Genomic DNA, 20,086 nt, shown 5'->3' with positions numbered 1-20,086 from the left:
TCCTCCGCCGCCCCTCTTCCTCCCCCGCCCGTCCGGTGCTTGTCTCGGCATCCGGACTTTCCTTCCAGACTCCTGGAGTTGCTCCCATGACGCTGCTGACCACCTGGTCCGAGTCCGGCCCCGAGACCCTGGTCCGCCGCACCTCGGACCCGGCCGAGATCGCGGAGGCGCTGAAGCCGATCGGCGTGCGCTACGAGCAGTGGCCGGTCCGTGAGGACGTTCCGTTCGACGCCGGCAGCGAGACGGTGTTCGCCGCCTACGGCCCCGAGATCGACAAGCTGAACGCCGAGGAGGGCTTCACCACCGTCGACGTCCTCGGTCTGCACCCCAGCGAGGACCCGGAGTTCCCGGCGAAGGCGAAGGCGGCTCGCGAGAAGTTCCTCCAGGAGCACACGCACGACGACGATGACGAGGTCCGCTTCTTCGTCTCCGGCTCCGGCATCTTCTACCTGCACGTCGACGGCGAAGTGCACGCGGTCTTCTGCGAGAAGGGCGATCTCCTCGGCGTGCCGCGCGGCACCACCCACTGGTTCGACATGGGCACCAACCCGTCCTTCACCGCGATCCGCTTCTTCCACGAGGAGGACGGCTGGATCGGCACCTTCACCGGCTCCACCATCGCCTCCCGTTTCCCGGACTACGACACCATCGCGGCGGGCTACGAGGCCGACAGGGCCGCCGCATGACCTTGCGCCACACCGTCGACGCCGTGGTGCTCGACATCGAGGGCACCACGAGCGCCACGGGGTTCGTCGTCGACGTGCTCTACCCGTATGCGCGCTCACGGTTCGCCGCACTGCTCTCCGAGCGGTCCGGCGACCCCGAGGTGGCGCGGGCCGTCGCCCAGGTACGCGAGGCGATCGGCGAACCCGGGGCCGACGCGGTACGGGTGGAGAAGGCGCTGAACGCCTGGCTCGACGAGGACCGCAAGGCGACCCCGCTCAAGACGCTGCAGGGCGTCATCTGGTCCGAGGGCTTCGCCCGCGGCGACCTCGTCTCGCACTTCTACGACGACGTCGTACCGGAGTTGCGCACCTGGCACTCCTCGGGCGTGCGGCTTCACGTGTACTCGTCCGGGTCCGTCGCGGCGCAGCGGGCCTGGTTCACCAATAGCCCCGAGGGCGACCTCACTTCGCTGCTCTCCGGTTTCTACGACACCGAGAACGCCGGGCCCAAGCAGGAGGCGGAGTCGTACCGCCGGATCTCCGGGTCGACCGGCATCGAGCCCGCGAAGCTCCTCTTTCTCTCCGACCGCCCCGGCGAGTTGGACGCGGCCCGTGCGGCGGGCTGGCATGCCGTCGGGATACGGCGGCCCGGGGAGCCGTACTTCGAGCAAGGCGTCGGCGACCACGCCGCGGCGGGGACGTTCGACGAGATCACCGTTTCAAGGAGCACTTCGTGACCGCCGACATCAGCGCACTCGACCTCGAGGAGGCGGGGGCCGTCCTCGCCGCCGAGTCCGCCCGTTTCGCCTCGTTCGGCTGGATGCGGGGGACGTCCGGGAACCTGTCCGTGGTGCTCTCCCGTGATCCGCTGCGGCTCGCCGTCACCGCCAGCGGCCACGACAAGGGTGAACTGACGCCCGCGGACGTGGTGCTGGTGGACGGCCGGGGCGCCGCGGTGAACGGCGGCAAGCCGTCGGCGGAGGCCGAACTGCATGCGCGGGTCGCCGCGTTGACGGGGGCGGGCGCCGTGGTGCACGTCCATACGGTCGCCTCCGTCGCGATGGGGCACCGGCACCCGGGCGGGATCGTCTTCAAGGATCTGGAGATGCTGAAGGGTGTCGGCCAGCCGGCCCACGACGTCGAGGTGCCCCTTCCGGTCATCGCCAACAGCCAGGACATGAAGGTGCTCGGGGACCGCCTGGAGGCGGCGCGGGACCCCCGGATGCCGGCGGTGGTCGTGGCCGGGCACGGCCTGTATGTGTGGGGTTCGGATCCCCGGCAGGCCCGGCATCACACCGAAGTGGTGGAGTGGCTGCTGGAGTTGGAGCTGACGGGCCGCTGACACGACAGAAGGGATCCCCCGTGCCGGGGATCCCTTCCGCTGTTGTGGGGGGCTACTTCAGCCGGTCGCCCGGGAGTTCGCCCGCCGAGACCTCCAGCACGCCCCGCTCGGTCACCAGGCCGGTCACCAGGCGCCCCGGGGTCACGTCGAAGGCCGGGTTGTGGCCGCGGGACTGTGCCGGAGCCGTCCGTATCCCACCCCACTCCAGCACCTCCGCCTCGCCGCGGAGTTCGATGTGGATCTCGTCGCCGGTCGCGGTGGAGAGGTCCACCGTGGTCGTCGGTGCCGCCACCAGGAACGGGATGCCCGCGTCGGCGCAGGCCAGGGCGACGCCCACCGTGCCCACCTTGTTCGCCGTGTCGCCGTTCGCCGCGATGCGGTCCGCGCCGACGATCGCCGCGTCGACCTCCCCGCGCAGGATCGTTCCTGCCGCGGCCCCGTCCGCCTGGACGTAGTGCGGGATGCCCTCCTGGACCAGTTCCCAGGCGGTCAGCCGGGATCCCTGCAGCAGGGGACGCGTCTCGTCGGCGTAGACGACCTCCAGGCGTCCGCGCGCGTGCAGTTCACGGATGACGCCGAGCGCCGTCCCCCATCCGGCCGTCGCCAGCGCGCCCGTGTTGCAGTGCGTCAGGACCCTCAACGGCCGGTCCGCACCGACCCGTTCGAGCAGCCAGTCCGCACCGGCCGCGCCCATCGCGCGGTTCGCCGAGACGTCCTCGCGCTGAACCGCCGCGGCCTCCTCGAGCACCGCGTCGAGCCCCTCGCCGAACCGGGTCATGACCCGGTCCACGCACACCATGAGGTTGACGGCGGTGGGCCGGGCCTCCCGGACGCGGGCGACTGCCGCCCGCACCTCGGCGTCCGACCACCTCTCCCGCTCCCCCTGCAGGAGAGCCAGCGCGACGCCGTAGGCGCCCGCCGCCCCGATCGCGGGCGCGCCCCGCACCACGAGGCGCTGGATCGCGTCGACGAGGGTGTCCACATCGCGGACATGCATCGTCTCGGTGCGGTGCGGAAGCAGCGTCTGGTCGATGAGCGCGAGGCCGGATCCGGTCCATTCGACAGCGCGCAGTTCCTGGGGCATTTCGGGACACTCCTGATGTTCCGGTGGCTCTCGCCACCGTACATGACCTGGGGGAACCATAGTTCGAGACAGTCGAACAGGTGCCCGAAAAGCGGCGATGGAGTCCAGCACATGGTCCGCGGACCGAGACGGGGCGCCCTCGCCGGGGACTCGCGGTGGCCACGGTCACGCTGTCGCGGCAAGTGCCGCGCCCCTCGGGGTGCCGCTCGCCGCGCTACTCTTCGGCCTCGCCGTGGCGGCCGGCTTCCGCACGACGGCCCGCCGCCGTCGCCGTACCCGCCCCCCCCCGGAGCCGCCTCATGAGCCAGGACCTGCTGCCCGTCACCCGCATACCCCGCACCGGGCTACCGGCGCACGCGGTCGTCGTCGGCGACCCGGCCCGCGCGGCCGCCGTCGCCGCCCTTCTCGACGGCGCCGATGAGGTGTCGTACCACCGCGAATACCGTGTGTTCAGCGGCGGTTGGAAGGGCGTGCCGGTCACCGTCGCCTCGCACGGCGTGGGCGGCCCAGGTGCGATCCTGCTGTTCCAGGAGCTGGCGGACGCGGGAGTCGGCACGATCCTGCGGTTCGGCACGGCGGGCGCGATGAAGCCCGGGATCGGCGACGGCGATCTCGTCATCGCGGAGGCGGCCGTACGGGACGACGGGGTCACCCGGCAGCTGCTGCCGCCCGAGTACCCGGCGGTCTCGGCACCCGAGGCGGTCCTCGCGCTCCAGCGCGCCGCCCGTGAGACCGGGGCACCGCACCACCGGGGCATCGTCTGGACACGGGCGGCCTTCCGGCCCGGGCTCCTCCCCCTCTTCTCCTACGCCGGCGCCGGGCTCGCCGCGATCGAGATGGAGCTGTCGGCGCTGCTGATCACCGCCTCGCTGCGGGGGCTCGTCGCCGGTGGTGTGCTCGTGATCGACGGGGCGAACGCGGACGAGCTGGTGGACGACGAGGGCACCAGCGTCTACGACCCGCACCGGGAGGTCGTCGCGGCCGGTGTCGAGCGGGGTGCGGTGGTCTCCCTGGAGGCACTGCGACTGCTCGCCGAGGCCTGAAGCATGGTGTACGCGGTTCAAGGCGACAAGCGGGCCGTGATCGCCGATCTGGAGGCGCTCGTCTGAGCAGACCTCATAATGAGCTGAGACATCCGACGTCTCAGCGCAATGCGGGGCGAGAAGGAGGCCGGACATGGCTGTCACCGACGAGGCGATCGAGAAAATCAAGGGCATGATCGTCTCTGGCGCGCTGCGCCCCGGCGACCGGCTCCCCAAGGAGAGCGAGCTCGCCTCCGAGCTGGGACTGTCCCGCAACTCGCTGCGCGAGGCCGTGCGGGCGCTGTCGCTGATCCGCATCCTGGACGTGCGGCAGGGCGACGGCACGTATGTCACCAGCCTGGATCCGCAACTCCTGTTGGAGGCGATGAGCTTCGTCGTCGACTTCCACCGCGACGACACGGTCCTGGAGTTCCTGGCCGTGCGCCGCATCCTGGAACCGGCCGCCACGGCGATGGCCGCCTCCCGGATCAGCGAGCAGCAGATCGACGCGCTCTCGGCCCAGTTGGACAAGCTCGGCGACAGCCCCTCGGTGGAGGAGCTGGTGGCCTGCGACCTGGACTTCCACCGCGGGATCGTGCAGAGCTCCGGAAACTCCGTCCTCTGCTCGCTGCTTGACGGGCTGTCAGGTCCCACCACCCGGGCCCGGATCTGGCGCGGACTGACCCAGGAGGACGCGGTCAGCCGCACCCTGCACGAGCACCGCGCGATCCTCGCCGCCCTGCGCGACCGGGACGGCGAGGCGGCCCGGTCGTGGGCGACGGTGCACATCGCGAGCGTGGAGCAGTGGCTGCGATCCACGCTGTGAGTTTCGCGGCGGAGACCGTAGGGGTGCGTCATTGTGCGGGTGCCGGCTCGTTGTGGCTGGTCGCGCCCATGCGGCGGAACCGCATAGCGACACGGCCCGCGCCCCTGGGGTCGGGGCAGACCCCGGGGTGAGGCCCGGGTGTTTCAGGGGGGCGAACGGGGCAGTGATCCGTTCACTCCCCCGTGCAAGGGGGCTGCGGGCGCCACCGCCGGACGCCGTAAGGTTGGTGCGTTAAGCGAGGGCACGTCGGAAGGAGGCGCTGGGTGATCGAGCTCGAGGGGGTACCCGAGCTGATCGACCCGGTCATGGTGGCCGCGTTCGAGGGCTGGAACGACGCCGGCGACGCCGCCTCCACCGCGGTCGCACATCTGGACAAGGAGTGGAAGGGCGAGGTGTTCGCGGCGCTCGACGCCGAGGACTACTACGACTTCCAGGTGAACCGCCCCACCGTGTGGCTGGACGGCGGAGTGCGCAAGATCACGTGGCCGACGACAAGGTTGTCGGTGGTCCGCGTCGGCGGCGACAAGCCGCGCGACCTGGTACTCGTCCGAGGCATCGAACCGTCGATGCGATGGCGCTCGTTCTGCAACGAGCTGCTGGGCTTCGCCCACGAACTGGGCGTGGAGCTGGTGGTGATCCTGGGCGCGCTGCTCGGCGACACCCCGCACACCCGTCCGGTTCCGATCAGCGGGACCACGTCCGATGCGGACCTGGCCCAGCGGATGGACCTGGAGGAGACCAAGTACGAGGGCCCCACGGGCATCGTCGGCATCCTCCAGGAGGCCTGCACCCACGCGGGCGTACCCGCGGTGTCGCTGTGGGCGGCCGTACCGCACTACGTGTCGCAGCCGCCGAACCCGAAGGCGACGCTGGCTCTCCTGAACCGTCTGGAGGACCTGATCGACGTACGGATCCCGCTGGGCGAGCTGGCCGAGGACGCGCGCGCCTGGCAGGTGGGCGTGGACCAGCTTGCCGCCGAGGACACCGAGGTCGCGGAGTACGTCCAGACGCTGGAGGAGGCCCGGGACACCGCGGAGCTGCCGGAGGCCTCGGGCGAGGCCATCGCCCGGGAGTTCGAGCGGTATCTGCGGCGCCGGGACGGCGGCCAGCCGGGGCAGCCGGGCGGTCACGCGACCGCGGACGGCAGTGACAGCGCGGCCTATCTGAGGGACAGCCCCAGCGGTCGCGCGAAGCCTCCCAAACCTCCGAAGCCGGAGGCAGAGGCCGAGACGGAACCGGAGACGGACGACGAGGACTCGTCGTCGGAGGACTGAGCCGAGGTCTGAGCCGAGAGTCGGGCCGGTGAGGGCGGTGCGCGGGATGCGCGCCGCCCTCAGGCGTGTCAGACCTGCCGCACCGCCACCGCGTCGTACTCGGTGGTGGGCGTCGGCTCCACGTCGAAGCGCGCGTTGGGCAGATACAGGCGGCTGCCCCAGGCCGCCACCGTCGTCGGGATGCGGAAGCGCGGGTCGGTGATGCGGGTGATCGCGGTGCCCCGGGTGCCGGCGTCGTTCAGCCGGAACACGTCGATCGCGTTCTGCTGCTGCTGGACGGCGTAGAGGATCCGGCCGAGCAGGAGCAGGCCGTCGCCGTTGGGCAGTTTCGCCGCGCCCAGGTCGACGGCGCGGGCGGCGCCGGTGCGCGGGTCGACCCGCATGAGGCCGCCGCCGTTCGCGAAGGCGTTCACCACGAGCAGGGCGCGGCCGTCGGGGGTGCGCTCGATGCCGTTGGCCGTGAAGTCGGCTCCCTGCTGCCAGTCCCCGGTCAGCGGTACGGTCGTCACCGCGCCCTTGGCCAGCTTGTAGAGCACCGGCTTGAAGGAGTCGGTGAACCAGGCTGCGCCCGGGGTGAGGATCACGTCGTTCACGAAGGTGCCGCCCGTGGCGTACACCTGTTCGGTCTCGCCGGAGCGGGCGTCGACGGTCCGTATCTCGCCGCTGTCGCCGCCGGCGAGGAAGAGTCTGCCGTGCCGGTCGATCTTCAGGCCGACCGTCGGGCGTCCGGCGCCCTTGGCGACGATCCTGCCGCGGCCGGTGGCGAGGCTCGCCCGGTAGATGTCTCCGTTCGCGAGGGAGCCGAAGTAGGCGTACGGCTCGGAGCCGATGGTGATGCCCTCGGGCTGGAAGCCGTCGGAGAGCGGGAACTGCGCGGGCCACGCGGCCTGCCGGGTTTCGGCCGCGTGCGCGGTGCCGCCGAGCAGGGCTGCTCCGGTCAGCGCGGCGGTCGTGGTCAGGAGTGTGCGACGTGCGAAGGAACGGTCTGCGGGTGCCACGGTGCGTCCTTCCGCAAGGGGGCCGGCGCACGGCCGGCCGAACGGACGAGCGAAGCTCCCACCCCATCACATGACGGCTGTCTCCACAGCCTTCGGCCGGATTGTGGCGTGACATCGGTTTCCGGACGGATTGCACACGTTACCCAATCAACTTGTTTCTAAACCGAGTTGGTGAACCAGGGCTGGACGGGCCGCCGTTGCGGTGCTTGGTTGTCCCCCGGAAGGCACTGCACCCGCAGAACCCGCACGGACGAAGGGAGCGGTACCCGATGACCGAGCAGGTACAGCCGCCACAGGGCCCCGGAGCCTCCGGGCCGGGCCCCGACGGAGCGGGATTCACCTACCGGGGGGCCGAACAGGAACTGATCGTCGTCGCCCGCCCCGAGGCCCGGCTGCGTGCCGGGGCCGAGGGCGTCCGCTCCGCGGCGGGCGCGGACGTGTCGGCCCTCAACATGTTCCTCAGCGACGAACAGCTCGCCCTGGAGCCGCTGTTCGGCAGCGAGGAGCGCCTCCAGCAGTCCGCCGTCCCGGGCGCCGAGGACGTGCCCGACCTCGCGCGGTTCTACCGGGTACGCGGCGGCGAGGACCGGGCGGCGGAACTGCGGGCCCGGATCGCCGCGCTGCCGGGCATCGACACGGCGTACGTCAAACCGCCCGCCGTGCCCGCGACGGTGGACGACGACCGCCGGCAGAAGGAGGGCGCGCCCGTCACGCCCGACTTCACCAGCAGGCAGGGCTATCTGCGCCCCGCACCTGAGGGGATCGACGCCCACTGGGCCTGGCAGCGCCCCGGTGGGACGGGTCACGGGGTGACCGTGATCGACGTCGAGGGCGCCTGGCAGCTGGGCCACGAGGACCTTTCGGCCAAGCTCGCCGGCGTGGTCGTCGGCACCCCGCTGACCGACCTGGCCTGGCGCAACCACGGCACCGCCGTGATCGGCGTCATCGGCGGTGACCCGGGCGGGCGCGGAGTGACCGGGATCGCGCCGGAGGCGGTGACCGCGGCCGCGTCCTTCCAGGGCATCGGCACGGCCGCCGCGATCCAGGCGGCGGCCGACCGGCTCGGCCCCGGCGACGTCGTCCTGGTCGAACTGCACCGTCCCGGACCGCGGTTCGACTACGAGCTCCGAGACGACCAGAAGGGCTACATCGCGATCGAGTGGTGGCCGGACGACTACGCGGCCGTCCGGTACGCGACCGCCAAAGGCGTTCTCGTCGTGGCGGCCGCGGGCAATGGCGGCGAGTCCCTCGACGACGCCGCCTACGAGCGCCGCCCCGACGAGTTCCCCGCGTGGTGGCGCAACCCGTTCAACCCCTCCAACCAGTCCTCCGGTGCCGTCCTGGTCGGCGCGGGCGCCCCGCCGCCCGGCACACACGGCCGCGACCACGGCCCGGACCGCTCTCGCCTGGCGTTCTCCAACTACGGTGCGCGCGTGGACGCGCAGGGCTGGGGACGCGAGGTGACGACCACCGGCGGCTTCTGGGACAAGCCCGGCGACCTTCAGGGCGGGCCCGAGGAGATCGCCTGGTACACGGACACGTTCTCCGGGACGTCCTCCGCCTCCCCGGTGGTGGTCGGCGCGCTGGCCGCCCTGCAGGGCATGCTCAAGGCGGCCGGCCAGCCGCCGATGTCCCCGGAACGCGCCCGTACGGTGCTGCGCGCCACGGGCTCCCCGCAGCAGGACGCACCGGGCCGCCCCGCCTCCCAGCGGATCGGCAACCGTCCCGACATCAAGGCGGCGGTCACCCGGCTGCTGCCGGAGGCGGTCGGCTCGGGCCAGGCCGAGAGGTACTGGGACGAGCTTCTGCCCTACCCCCGTGAACTCCCGCCGCGCCTGCGCCTGTTCGTGGCGGGCGCCTGGCGCAACCTCAACCACCCGTCCCCCGAGATCCGGCAGGCGGTCCACACCGCCTTCGCGGGCGGACGGCCCGACGTCCGGGTGTGGTTCTCGGACGACGAGATCGTCGGCCTGGTGATCACCGGCTGACGGTCCGGCACGGCACGTCCCGTCACATCAAACGGAAGGTGACACCAGCATGAGCATCACCCCGCAGATGGGCCAGCAGGGACAGCAACAGGGTCAGCAGTTCCCGACGACCTCGCCCTACCAGCAGCAGGGCTTCGGACCGCAGGGCGGCCAGCAGGGCTTCGGCACGGGCGCCGGCTCCATGGAGCAGCTCCAGCAGCTCGGTCAGCAGCAACCGTTCCAGCAGCTGTTGCAGCAGCTGAGCGGCCAGCAGCAACAGCAGCAGCCCTTCGGGCAGGCACAGCAGCAGGACCAGCAGGCGCAGCAGCAGGAGCGTCAGGTGCAGCAGGAGCTGACGCAGCTCGCGCAGCAGGTGGTCCAGCAGATCGTCCAGCAGGTGCAGGCGCAGGCCCTCGCCTCCGGTGTGGCGAACGGCTTCATCGACATCGTGCACCCGCTCCAGGGGCAGCCGCAGCAGATCTTCCTGCGGATCAACGGCCAGTTCCGGGTCCTGAACAACCCGGGCCCGCAGCTCCACCAGCAGATCCAGGAGGCCTTCGCGTTCGGCCACCAGATCGTCGGCGTGTGGGACACCCAGTCCCCGAACGTCCTGCGCAGCGTGCGGATCCAGCGGATCTGACCGGCGGCTGAAAGACAAAGGGGCGCTTCCTCACCGCGGAGGGAAGCGCCCCTTTGGGTACGGCCTTACAGCGCGACGCCGAGCAACGCGTCCACCGCACGTGTCACCACGCCGGGGGCGCCCATGTCGGCTCCGCCCCGCTCCTCCTGCGCGGCGGCCCAACGGTCGACGGCGGCCAGCGCGGTGGGGGCGTCCAGGTCGTTCGCGAGGGCCTCGCGGATCTCCTCGACGAGCGTCTCGGCGGGCGGACCGTCGGGCCGGGAGACGGCGGCACGCCAGCGGCCCAGCCGGTCCACGGCGTCCTGGAGGACCTGGTCGGTCCACTCCCAGTCGGCCCGGTAGTGGTGGGCGAGGAGCGCCAGCCGGATGGCGGCGGGGTCGACACCCTCGCGCCGCAGCTGCGACACGAAGACCAGGTTGCCCTTGGACTTGGACATCTTCTCGCCGTCGAGGGCGACCATGCCGGCGTGGACGTAAGCCTTGGCCATGGGGAACTCGCCGGTCAGCACCTGGGCGTGGGAGGCGCCCATCTCGTGGTGCGGGAAGGCGAGGTCGGAGCCGCCGCCCTGGACGTCGAAGGTCATGCCGAGGTGGTCGAGGGCGATCGCGACGCACTCGATGTGCCAGCCGGGGCGTCCCCGGCCGAGCGAGGCGCCGTCCCAGCTGGGCTCGCCCTCGCGGGCGGCCATCCACAGCATCGGGTCCAGCGGGTTCTTCTTGCCCGGACGGTCCGGGTCGCCGCCGCGCTCGGCGGACAGCAGCCGCATGGCGGCCGCGTCGAGGTTGGAGACCCTGCCGAAGTTCGGGTCGGACTCGACGGAGAAGTAGACGTCCCCTTCGAGCTCGTAGGCGGCACCGGCGTCCCGCAGCCGCTCGACGAGCGGCACGATCCCGGGTATCGCCTCGACCGCGCCGATGTAGTGCTGCGGGGGCAGCATCCGCAGGGCGGTCATGTCCTCGCGGAACAGGGCCGTCTCCTTCTCGGCGAGGGCGGCCCAGTCGAGGCTGTCCCGCTCGGCGCGCTCTAGGAGCGGATCGTCGATGTCGGTGACGTTCTGGACGTAGTGAACCTGGCGCTTGGTGTCGAGCCACACGCGCTGCACGAGGTCGAACGCGTTGTAGGTCGCCGCGTGCCCTATGTGGGTGGCGTCGTACGGCGTGATGCCGCAGACGTAGAGACGGGCGACGGGACCGGGGTCAAGGGAGACCAAGCCACCGGTCGCGGTGTCGTGGATCCTCAGGTCGCGGCCCTGACCAGGCAGGGCGGGGACCTCGGAAGCGGGCCAGGCATGCATGTCATGAGCCTAACCGGACGGATGTTCCGTATACGAACCGGACCGGGCCGGATGGCCGGTAAGGCCTTCTTGCGCGGTACGGGCCTGTGTGCAGTGTGCTGCTAAACGGGCGGCCAGGGAATGGCCGGCCACTCACCGCTCGGTTCCGGGTGCTTCCCGGAGTCCAGCAGCGCCTCGACACGCGCGCGCGTGGCGTCGAGTTCGGCGGCGGTGATCAGTACGGCGAGACGCCGGGCGAGGGCTCCCGAGGGGCCGAGCGTCTCCTTGAGGCTCTTGAGGACGTCGACCGCCTCTCCCGTCAGGGGTTCCCCGGCCCAGCCCCACAGGAGCGTGCGGAGCTTGTTCTCGGTGTTGAACGTCACTCCGTGGTCGATGCCGTAGAGACGGCCGCCCTCGGCGGGCAGCAGATGACCGCCCTTGCGGTCCGCGTTGTTGATCACCGCGTCGAGGACCGCGAGCCGGCGCAGCCGCTCGTCGTCCGCGTGCACCAGGAGCGCGGTCCTGCCTTCGTCGACCTCGGCGAAGCCGATGGCCTTCCAGCCGGGCTCGGGTTCCTCGGCGTCGACCAGGGCGAGCAGTTCGCTGCCCGGCACGCCCTCGATCCACAACTGGCACATGCCCTCGCCGTAGGGTCCGTCCCGCAGCACGGTGGGCGGTACCAGGCCCCAGCCGGTCGCCTCGGACACCTCGTACGCGGCGACCTCGCGCTGGGCGAGAGTGCCGTCCGGGAAGTCCCAGAGGGGTCTCTCGCCGCGGACCGGCTTGTAGACGCAGAGGGCCTCCTGGCCGTCGTGGGAGACGGAACAGTGCAGCACCGCGTTGGACGCGTCCCGGATCTGTCCGCGAACCGTCAGCTCACCCCTGGCGAGCAGCTCTGCCGTGGTCACGCTCCGCGGCGGTATCCGTTCTGGCGCGGACATACGTGTCCTTCCGGGTCGAGCGGGAGGCTGCACAGCGGGCACGGCGGCCGCCCGGCGTTGACGACGTCCAGGGCACGCTTGGCGAAGGCCCTGGCCTGCGCGCCGGTGAGCCGGACCCGCAGCATCGGGGGCCCGTTCTCCTCGTCCTGGAGGAGTTTCTCCTCGGCCTCGGCGAGGTCCTCCTCGGATTCGGCCTCCAGCTCCACGAGGGCCTGCGCCTCGACGATCATGCGCTGTTCCTCGCCGTCCCAGGCGAGGGCCATGGTGCCGACCCGGAACTCCTCCTCGATGGGGGTGTCGAGGGGGGCGGTGTCGGCGACCTCGGTGGGCGACACCGCAGGCACCGGGGCGCTGCCGCCGGTGCGGCGCACGACCTCGTCGAGGAGTTCTTCCATCCGCTCGGCGAGAGCGGCCACCTGCGTCTTCTCCAGGGCCACGCTGGTCACTCGGGGGCCGGCCGTGGCCTGGAGGAAGAACGTACGGCGCCCGGGCAGTCCGACCGTGCCGGCCACGAAGCGGTCCGGCGGGTCATAGAGGAACACCTGACGGGACACGTCCTGTCTCCATTGGATTCGTGAGTACGGGAACGTCCATGCGTGAACGCGCTTGCGTGAACCGCTTCACCCTACTGCGCCCGACGATCACGGTGCGCCCGCACCACCACCGACCGGGGCGTCACCGCCCGCGGCCTCCTCGCGCGGCACCAGGGACGCGAAGTCACCGGTGTCGCCGAGGCGGACGAGAAACGGCCGCAGACGTGTGTATCGGATGACAGTGATGGAACACGGTTCGACAGAGATCCTCTGGAAGAGGTCGAGATGAAGACCCAGTGCGTCCGCGACGAGCGACTTGATGATGTCGCCGTGCGAGCACATCAGATAGACGGCGTCGGCTCCGTGATCACGCTCCACGCGCGCGTTCCATTCGCGTACGGCCTCCGCCGCGCGCGTCTGCATCGCTCGCATGGACTCGCCGCCGGGAAACGCGGCCGCCGAGGGATGCGCCTGGACGACCTCCATGAGCGGCTCGTCCCCCAGCTCCGCGAGCTTGCGGCCGGACCAGTCGCCGTAGTGGCACTCCCCGATGCGTTCCTCGCTGTGCGCCGGGAGGCCGGGCCGGGCGTCGAGCAGCGGCTGAATCGTTTCCTGACAGCGCTGGAGGGGGCTGGCGACGACTTCGGAGATCGGGACTCCTTCGAGTCGTCCGGGCAGCGAGGCGGCCTGCGCGGTGCCGCGCTCGTCGAGGGCGACCCCGGGCGTCCACCCGGCGAGCAGTCCCTCGGTGTTCGCGGTGGATCGTCCGTGCCTGACAAGGATCAACGTGGGCATGCGGCCCAGGGTAGGCGTACGCCGGACCGCGGCGTCCTTCGAGCGACGGGAGAACACACTCCGTGATCGTTGACTGTGCCATCTATCGGGAGGGGCATCGTTCGGAGGGGCCCGAGGACCTGTCCGACGCGCTGGACGAGGCGCGATCGGCGGGCGGGTTCGTCTGGATCGGGCTGCACGAGCCGACGGAGAAGGAGTTCGACCTGGTCACCCGTGAGTTCGGACTGCACCCACTGGCGGTGGAGGACGCTCTCAAGGCACATCAGCGGCCCAAGCTGGAGGTGTACGACGACTCGCTGTTCGTGGTCCTCAAGCCGGTGGTGTACGAGCCGGAGAGCGACACCGTCTCCACCGGCGAGGTCATGCTCTTCCTCGGCGACGCCTTCGTGGTGACGGTCCGTCATGGCGTGGGCTCACCGCTGAAGGCCGTACGGGAGCGCCTCGAGCAGGAGCCGCAGCTGCTCGGCAAGGGGCCCACCTCGGTGTTGTACGCGGTCGCCGACGCCGTCGTGGACCACTACCTGGAGGTGGCGACGGAGCTGGCGACCGACCTGGAGGAGCTGGAGGCGGAGGTGTTCTCGCCGGACGGCGGCGGCTCGCGGCACACCGCATCCCGGATCTACACCTTCAAGCGGCAGATCCTGGAGTTCCGCCGCGCCACCGTCCCGCTCTCGATGCCGCTGACCCGGCTCGCGGGCGTGGGGGCGTACGGCGGGACGGTGCCGTTCGTGAACGACAGGGCGCGGCCCTTCTTCCGGGACGTCAACGACCATCTCGCGCGCGTGAACGAGTCGGTGGAGGGCCTGGACCGGCTGGTGTCGGACGTCCTGTCGGCGCATCTCGCGCAGATGAGCGTCCGGCAGAACGACGACATGCGGAAGATCTCCGCGTGGGCGGCCATGGCGGCCGTACCCACGATGATCGCGGGGATCTACGGCATGAACTTCGACCACATGCCGGAGCTGCACTGGGTGTGGGCGTATCCGGCGGTGATCGCGCTGATGGCCGTTCTGGAAGTGCTGCTGTACCGGCTGTTCAAGCGCCGGGGGTGGCTGTAGAGGGGTGCTCAGGCGAACTCGGGGGCCGAGGTGGCGGGTCCGCCGAGGGCGTCCCGGCGCTCCGGCGGCTTCAGGGAGACCATGCGGCGCCAGCCCGCGGCGCGTTCGTAGGCGTAGACGCCGTGGATGCCCGCGGCGAGGACGGCGGACTTCGCCCGGGACCAGCCGAGGATGCGTCCCATGTGGGCCGTCACCGCGAGGCTGACGTCCCGGTAGACGCGGATCTCGGCCAGCGCGCACTCCCTGAGCGTGTGCCGGATGGCGTGGCCGTGGCCCCCGTGGGCGAAGCGCAGCAGTTCCTCATGGCAGTAGGCGAGGTGGTTGTCCTCGTCGCCCGAGATCATCTTCACCGCCCGGCCGAGCTCGGGGTGGTCCGCGAAGTGCTTGCGCAGCAGCTCCATCTGCTCGGAGGCCCGTTGTTCGGTGACCCTGCTGTGGGCGAGGTAGGTGACGATGTCCTGCACGGTCAGCGGCTCGTCGCCCTTGAGCTTCTCGTGGGCGAGGCCGATGCCGTGCCTTTCCAGGAGCATCGTGTAGTCCGTCTCGGGCGGGACGGGCACGGGTTCGAGACCACGCTTCCTCATCAGGGCGTTGAAGATCCGCCCGTGCTTGTCCTCGTCGGCACCGTGCCGGCTGATCTTGGGGGCGAGTCCGCGCTCGCTCGGCGGCACCAGCGCCGCGATGCGGGCGTTCTCCCAGCCGCCCTGCGACTCCCCGCTGGCCGCGATGGAGCAGAACAGCCGGAAGGACTCGTCGTTGTCGAGGATCTCCTGGAACAGGCTCTTGGCCGAAAGCATCGTGGGGCACCTCTCTGCCGGACTCGCGGCAATCCGCAAAGAAAGAGTCAAATGCGGCGCGAGGGGTGCTGCAACAGCTGTGTCGGACAACTGCGCCGAAAGGATGACCTCCGGGGTCACGACAGGGGCGTAACCGCACAGGGCACGCGCGCGTTGAAGCACATGACGGCCGTGGCGGGGTAGACCCCCGAGCCCCCACCACGGCCGCGGAAACCTCCGGCGGTCAAGCCGTGTGTCCGTGCGCAGGCGCCGTTATGCGAGCCCGGCCCGTTCCAGGGCCTCGGTGCCGGCCCTGAGCGAGGCGAGCCGCTCGTCGAGGGTGAAGCCGGCGGGGGCCAGGGTGAGGGTGGTGACGCCGGCCGCCGCGTACTCCCTCATCCGGTCCGCGATGCGGTCCACGGAGCCGAGCAGGGTCGTCTTGTCGATCAGGGCGTGCGGGATGGCGGCCGCGGCGCCGTCCTTGTCGCCGCCCAGGTACTTGTCCTGGATCTCGGCGGCCGCCGCCTCGAAGCCCATGCGCTGGGCGAGCTGGTTGTAGAAGTTCTGTTTGCGGCTGCCCATGCCGCCCACGTACAGCGCGGTGTAGGGGCGGAAGGTGTCGGCGAGCGTGGTCACGTCCTTGTCCTCGCCGAGGGCGAGCGGGAGGGTCGGGGCGATGTCGAACCCGTCGAGGGTCTTGCCCGCCTTCTCCCGCCCGGCGCGCAGATGCCGGATCGCGGTGTCCTCGAGATGCTCGGCGGAGGGGAAGATCAGCAGGGCCCCGTCGGCGATCTCGCCGGTCTGCTCCAGGTTCTTCGGGCCGATCGCGGCGATGTACAGCGGGATGTGCTCGCGCTCGGGGTGCACGGTCAGCTTGAGCGGCTTGCCGGGGCCGCCGGGCAGGGGCAGCGTCCAGTGCTGCCCCTCGTAGGAGAGGCGCTCGCGCGACATGGCCTTGCGCACGATCTCGACGTACTCACGCGTGCGTGCCAGCGGCTTGTCGAACTTGACGCCGTACCAGCCCTCGGAGACCTGCGGTCCCGAGACGCCGAGGCCGAGCCGGAAGCGGCCGCCGGAGAGGGAGTCGAGGGTGGCGGCGGTCATCGCGGTCATCGCCGGCTGGCGGGCCGGGATCTGGAAGATGGCCGCGCCGACGTCGATGCGCTCGGTCTGGGCGGCGACCCAGGTGAGCACGGTGGCCGCGTCCGAGCCGTAGGCCTCGGCGGCCCAGCAGACGGCGTATCCGAGCCGGTCGGCCTCCTGGGCGACGGCGAGATTGTCCGCGTCCATTCCGGCGCCCCAGTAGCCGAGGTTGATCCCGAGCTGCATGGCCGATTCCCCTTACCGATCAGTAACGTCCTTGTCGCCAGACCTTAGCGCGGCAGGGCGCGCCGGGGCAGGTCGCGGCCCGTGCCGATGAGCGGACGGTGATCTCCGCGCACCTGTCGCAATCCGTTGTCCACAGGCCCCCACGCGACAGGTTCTGGCCAGTAATGTCGGCGTTCATGGAGCAGAGGCATCTCGGCCGTACCGGCCTGCGCGTGTCCCGCATCGGACTCGGCACCCTCACCTGGGGCAGGGACACCGACGAACACGACGCGGCGGACCTCCTGAAAACCTTCTGGGAGGCGGGCGGGACGCTGGTCGACACGGCGGACGTGTACGGCGACGGGGAGGCCGAGTATCTGCTCGGACGTCTCATAGAAGGCCTGGTCCCGCGCCGGGACCTGGTCATCTCCACCAAGGCGGGCAGCGTGCCCGACCCGGACATCCGCGTCGACTGCTCACGCGGGCACCTGCTCTCCGCGCTGGACGACTCGCTGGCCCGGCTCGGCACGGACTACGTCGACATCTGGCAGATCCACTCCTACGACCCCTGCACCCCGCTGGAGGAGACGCTCCAGGCCCTCGACCTGGCCGTCAGCAGCGGCCGCGCCCGCTATGCCGGGGTCTCCAACTTCTGCGGCTGGCAGCTCGCCAAGGCGGGCACCTGGCAGCTGGCGGCGCCCGGGACGCGCACCCGGCTGGCCGCCACGCAGCTGGAGTACTCGCTGCTGCAGCGCGGGATCGAGCGGGAGGTGCTGCCGGCCGCGCTCGATCTGGGCATCGGGCTGCTGCCCTCCTCGCCGCTGGGCCGTGGTGTCCTGACCGGCAAGTACCGCAACTCCACTCCGGCCGACTCGCGGGGTGCCTCGGAGCATCTCGCGGCGTTCGTCGCGCCCTACCTCGACGACACCGCGAGCCGCATCGTGGACGCGGTGACCACGGCGGCCGACGGGCTCGCGGTGACACCGCTCCAGGTGGCCCTCGCGTGGGTCCGGGACCGGCCGGGAGTGGCCGCGCCGATCGTCGGCGCGCGCAACTCGCAGCAGCTCACGGCGGCATTGTCAGTGGAGGCCCTTAGTCTTCCTGACGAGATCTGCCGGGCGCTCGACGATGTGTCGGTGCCCGTGCACCGCTATCCCGATCACGACTGGAGCACGCTGTGAGCACGGAGCCGGAGCCCACGGAGAAGACCGAGCCGGGGACGCGGGGCGCCGCGCCGGAGCCGGAGGGCCCGGAGGGAGCGCCGGGCGAGGCGACGGACGGCGTCGCATCGGCGCGAGACTCCGTGGCGGAGAGCGGTGACGCGGGGGCGGCCGCGGGCGACGCCGGTGAAGGCGTGAGTGGCGGGTCTGCCGGCGACGCGGAACCGGAGGCCGACGCGGGCGAGGGCGGCGACTCCGCCGGCGTGGATGGGGACGGTGCGGCCAAGGCGCAGCTGTCCGAGGCCGAGGCCGAGTTGGCGGCCCAGCGGCTCGAGCGGGAGCGGATCGCACGGCGGAAGGCCGAGAAGCAGCAGCCTGTCGAGAGCGGAGCCAAACTCAGCGGGAAGGCGGCCGATCTCCTCGCGGCCGTACGGGCGGTGGAGAGCGGGGCGAAGCCCGTGGCCGCCGTCTTCAGCGAGCCCGAGCCGCCGCGTCGGCCCGCCCAGGAGTCGGTGCGGCCCCGGCCGGTGTCGGCGCAGGCGACCGGGGCCGGCGGTGCGGTCGGTGTCGCCGGTTCCGTCGGCGGGCCCGCGCCGGAGACCGTGGAGGCCGTCGAGCGTGTGCTGGCCGAGGGCGGGGCGCCCAAGGCCCTCGCGTCGCAGGTCGCCGCGGCTCTTGGGGAAGGGGCCGACGAGGAGCTGCGGTCGGATCCCTGGCAGTTGCTGCGGGTCACGGGCGTACGGCCCGAGCAGGCCGACGGGTTCGCGCGGGAGCTGCTCGGCGCGGAGTGCGCGCCGGACGACGAGCGGCGGGGGCGGGCGGTCACCGTCTGGCTCCTGGAACAGGCTGCGCTCGCCGGGCACACCGCGCTGGAGATGCCGGCGCTCACCGCCGCGCTGGTCCAGCGGGGAGTGCCGGACGCCGACGCGGCCGTACAGAGCACTATCGCCGAGGCCGAGGCCCTGGTCTTCCAGGACGCCCTCGACCCGACGGCGCCGGAACCCGCGGAGGACGACGAGGAGGGCGCGGAGCGGCCGGTCCGGATCCTGGTCGGGCTCGAGCGTTACGCCCTCGCGGAGGAGAGCCTCGCCGACGGTCTGGCCCGGCTGATCAACTCCGTGCCCAAGGAGGACGGTTCGGCCGAGGACTGGGAGCGTGCCGCCGCGTCGGCCGAGGGTTCGGCCGCCGAGCTGATCCGTGCGGTCGCGGCGGGCGGTCTGGTCCTGCACACCGGCGGCCAGGCGTCCCTGACGGAACCCGCGGCGCTGCTGACGGCGGCGCGAGGGCTGGGGCTGCGGGCCTGGGCGGCCACGCACAGCCCCCTGGGCCGCGACCGCTTCGGCACCCTGCTCCAAGCCGACCGGCAGGGCGGCACGGCCGGCTCCGTGCCCTCGGACGGCGCCGCGCACGAACAACCCCGCACCCGGCCCGTCGCCACCGTAGCCGGGCTCCTCTCCGGTGCCGAAGGACCCGGTCGGGATGGAGACGGGGCGTTCGATCTCGATCTGCTCGTGGTGCTCGACGCGCCGCAGCTGGACGTCGAGACGGCCGCGCTGCTCGTGGAGTCGCTGCCGGACGGGGCGCGGCTGGTACTGGGCGGAGATCCGGCGGTGCTGTGGTCGGCGGGGCCGGGACGGGTCTTCGCGGATCTGCTCGCCGCGCGGATCTGCCCGCAGGTCGCCTCGCGAAGGCCGGACCCCGGCCCCCTGGGCGAGCTGGTCTCCGGTATCGGCATCGGTGAGCTGAACCAGGTCGAGGCCCCCGGCAAGGAGGTCGTGATCGTGCCGGTGCGGGACGCGGGCGAGGCCGTGCACCGGACCGTGCAGCTGGTCGCGGACTCCGTGCCACGGGCGCTCGGGGTGCCCGCCGAGGAGACCCAGGTGATCACACCGGGCCACGGCGGCGCCGCCGGCACCCGCGCCCTCAACGCGGCCCTGAAGGAGCGCCTCAACCCCGGCCCCGGCCGCTTCGGCGGATTCGACCCCGGTGACCGTGTCGCCTACTCCCCCGCACCGGGCCATACGCTCCCGGGCAACGTGGTCGGGGCCGACGCGGACGGCCTGCATCTGACCTGCGCCGGCGACCCCGTCGTCGTACCGAAGGAGCGCGTGGAGCAGTCCGTACGCCACGGCTGGGCCCTGACCGCACACCAGGCGGTGGGTTGCCGCTGGCCCGCGGTGGTCGCGGTGCTGCCCGGCGACGCCACCCAGGCCCTGTCCCGCCCCTGGGTCTACACGGCGTTCGGCAGGGCGGACCGCCATCTGTCCGTGGTCCAGGGCGCGGAACAGGCCCTTCCGAGGGCGGTGGCCGAGATCCCGGCCAAGCCGCGAACGACTCGGCTGCCCGTCCTCCTCAGGACACAGACACCGACGCCCGGCTGATCCCGCCCCGCAAAAGGGCGCGGCCCCGGAGATCGTTCCTCC

The 20,086-nt window shown here is 71.8% G+C and carries 19 protein-coding genes; 11 read left to right on the top strand and 8 right to left on the bottom strand.

Features of this window, described 5'->3' with window-relative positions:
- Positions 1–86: 86 nt before the first annotated feature.
- The 3 genes from RNB18_RS38090 to mtnB are packed head-to-tail and all read left to right on the top strand — an operon-like array spanning position 87 to position 2,007.
- On the top strand, positions 87–686 hold the full coding sequence (locus RNB18_RS38090) for a 1,2-dihydroxy-3-keto-5-methylthiopentene dioxygenase (RefSeq protein ID WP_311718668.1): 600 nt from the start codon (positions 87–89) through the stop codon (positions 684–686).
- On the top strand, positions 683–1,402 hold the full coding sequence (gene mtnC / locus RNB18_RS38085) for an acireductone synthase (protein ID WP_311718667.1): 720 nt from the start codon (positions 683–685) through the stop codon (positions 1,400–1,402). The genes RNB18_RS38090 and mtnC overlap by 4 nt, the downstream gene beginning before the upstream one ends.
- Positions 1,399–2,007 (top strand): methylthioribulose 1-phosphate dehydratase, encoded by a 609-nt coding sequence (gene mtnB / locus RNB18_RS38080; RefSeq protein ID WP_311718666.1) that lies wholly within the window; start codon positions 1,399–1,401, stop codon positions 2,005–2,007. Before mtnC ends, mtnB begins: the two co-directional genes overlap by 4 nt.
- A gap of 52 nt (positions 2,008–2,059) precedes the next feature.
- On the opposite strand, the gene mtnA is transcribed toward mtnB, so the two are convergent.
- Entirely contained in the window at positions 2,060–3,091 is a 1,032-nt protein-coding gene (gene mtnA, locus RNB18_RS38075) for an S-methyl-5-thioribose-1-phosphate isomerase (RefSeq protein ID WP_311718665.1), read from the bottom strand.
- Positions 3,092–3,390: 299 nt separating this feature from the next.
- Between mtnA and RNB18_RS38070 the strand changes: the two genes are divergently transcribed.
- The 3 genes from RNB18_RS38070 (at position 3,391) to RNB18_RS38060 (ending at position 6,213) form a co-directional block, all read left to right on the top strand.
- On the top strand, positions 3,391–4,134 hold the full coding sequence (locus RNB18_RS38070; protein ID WP_311718664.1) for a nucleoside phosphorylase: 744 nt from the start codon (positions 3,391–3,393) through the stop codon (positions 4,132–4,134).
- A gap of 133 nt (positions 4,135–4,267) precedes the next feature.
- Positions 4,268–4,939 (top strand): FadR/GntR family transcriptional regulator, encoded by a 672-nt coding sequence (locus tag RNB18_RS38065; RefSeq protein WP_057614348.1) that lies wholly within the window; start codon positions 4,268–4,270, stop codon positions 4,937–4,939.
- 263 nt (positions 4,940–5,202) lie between these two features.
- Positions 5,203–6,213 (top strand): PAC2 family protein, encoded by a 1,011-nt coding sequence (locus RNB18_RS38060; protein WP_280856550.1) that lies wholly within the window; start codon positions 5,203–5,205, stop codon positions 6,211–6,213.
- A gap of 68 nt (positions 6,214–6,281) precedes the next feature.
- Here the strand turns inward: RNB18_RS38060 and RNB18_RS38055 are convergent, their stop codons facing one another.
- Positions 6,282–7,211 (bottom strand): SMP-30/gluconolactonase/LRE family protein, encoded by a 930-nt coding sequence (locus RNB18_RS38055; RefSeq protein ID WP_311718663.1) that lies wholly within the window; start codon positions 7,209–7,211, stop codon positions 6,282–6,284.
- Between the two features lie 269 nt (positions 7,212–7,480).
- Between RNB18_RS38055 and RNB18_RS38050 the strand changes: the two genes are divergently transcribed.
- A complete protein-coding gene (locus tag RNB18_RS38050) occupies positions 7,481–9,199 on the top strand; it encodes a S8 family peptidase (RefSeq protein ID WP_311718662.1) in 1,719 nt (572 codons plus the stop codon).
- A gap of 49 nt (positions 9,200–9,248) precedes the next feature.
- Positions 9,249–9,818, top strand: coding sequence for a hypothetical protein (locus RNB18_RS38045; RefSeq protein ID WP_311718661.1), 570 nt, complete (start codon positions 9,249–9,251; stop codon positions 9,816–9,818).
- Positions 9,819–9,883: 65 nt separating this feature from the next.
- Here RNB18_RS38045 and mshC read toward each other — a convergent pair whose 3' ends face one another.
- From mshC to RNB18_RS38025, 4 genes are all read right to left on the bottom strand, one after another.
- Positions 9,884–11,113: a cysteine--1-D-myo-inosityl 2-amino-2-deoxy-alpha-D-glucopyranoside ligase gene (gene mshC / locus RNB18_RS38040; protein WP_311718660.1), complete on the bottom strand. Its 1,230-nt coding sequence runs from the start codon at positions 11,111–11,113 to the stop codon at positions 9,884–9,886.
- 101 nt (positions 11,114–11,214) lie between these two features.
- Positions 11,215–12,033 (bottom strand): SCO1664 family protein, encoded by an 819-nt coding sequence (locus RNB18_RS38035; protein WP_311718659.1) that lies wholly within the window; start codon positions 12,031–12,033, stop codon positions 11,215–11,217.
- Entirely contained in the window at positions 11,997–12,587 is a 591-nt protein-coding gene (locus RNB18_RS38030; RefSeq protein ID WP_311718658.1) for a DUF3090 domain-containing protein, read from the bottom strand. The genes RNB18_RS38035 and RNB18_RS38030 overlap by 37 nt, the downstream gene beginning before the upstream one ends.
- Positions 12,588–12,674: 87 nt before the next feature.
- Positions 12,675–13,361 carry a histidine phosphatase family protein gene (locus tag RNB18_RS38025; RefSeq protein ID WP_266526381.1) on the bottom strand — a complete coding sequence of 229 codons (687 nt, stop codon included), beginning with the start codon at positions 13,359–13,361 and terminating at the stop codon, positions 12,675–12,677.
- Positions 13,362–13,423: 62 nt separating this feature from the next.
- Here RNB18_RS38025 and corA point away from each other — a divergent pair, with 62 nt between their 5' ends.
- Positions 13,424–14,419, top strand: a complete 996-nt coding sequence (gene corA / locus RNB18_RS38020) for a magnesium/cobalt transporter CorA (RefSeq protein ID WP_311718656.1) — start codon at positions 13,424–13,426, stop codon at positions 14,417–14,419.
- Between the two features lie 8 nt (positions 14,420–14,427).
- Here corA and RNB18_RS38015 read toward each other — a convergent pair whose 3' ends face one another.
- Together RNB18_RS38015 and RNB18_RS38010 are read right to left on the bottom strand one after the other, a co-directional pair.
- Positions 14,428–15,216, bottom strand: coding sequence for a ferritin-like domain-containing protein (locus RNB18_RS38015; protein WP_311718655.1), 789 nt, complete (start codon positions 15,214–15,216; stop codon positions 14,428–14,430).
- A gap of 252 nt (positions 15,217–15,468) precedes the next feature.
- Positions 15,469–16,524 (bottom strand): LLM class F420-dependent oxidoreductase, encoded by a 1,056-nt coding sequence (locus RNB18_RS38010; protein WP_311718654.1) that lies wholly within the window; start codon positions 16,522–16,524, stop codon positions 15,469–15,471.
- Positions 16,525–16,700: 176 nt separating this feature from the next.
- On the opposite strand from RNB18_RS38010, the gene RNB18_RS38005 reads away from it, so the two are divergent.
- Positions 16,701–17,684, top strand: a complete 984-nt coding sequence (locus RNB18_RS38005; protein WP_311718653.1) for an aldo/keto reductase — start codon at positions 16,701–16,703, stop codon at positions 17,682–17,684.
- Complete coding sequence (locus RNB18_RS38000; protein WP_311718652.1) at positions 17,681–20,044, top strand: helix-hairpin-helix domain-containing protein; 2,364 nt, start codon at positions 17,681–17,683, stop codon at positions 20,042–20,044. Before RNB18_RS38005 ends, RNB18_RS38000 begins: the two co-directional genes overlap by 4 nt.
- Positions 20,045–20,086: the final 42 nt, after the last annotated feature.

The organism is Streptomyces doebereineriae, from assembly GCF_031845645.1.
Lineage (GTDB): Bacteria > Actinomycetota > Actinomycetes > Streptomycetales > Streptomycetaceae > Streptomyces > Streptomyces canus.
The sequence above is the reverse complement of the archived record's forward strand: the minus strand, read 5'-3'. Positions and strand labels throughout refer to the sequence as shown.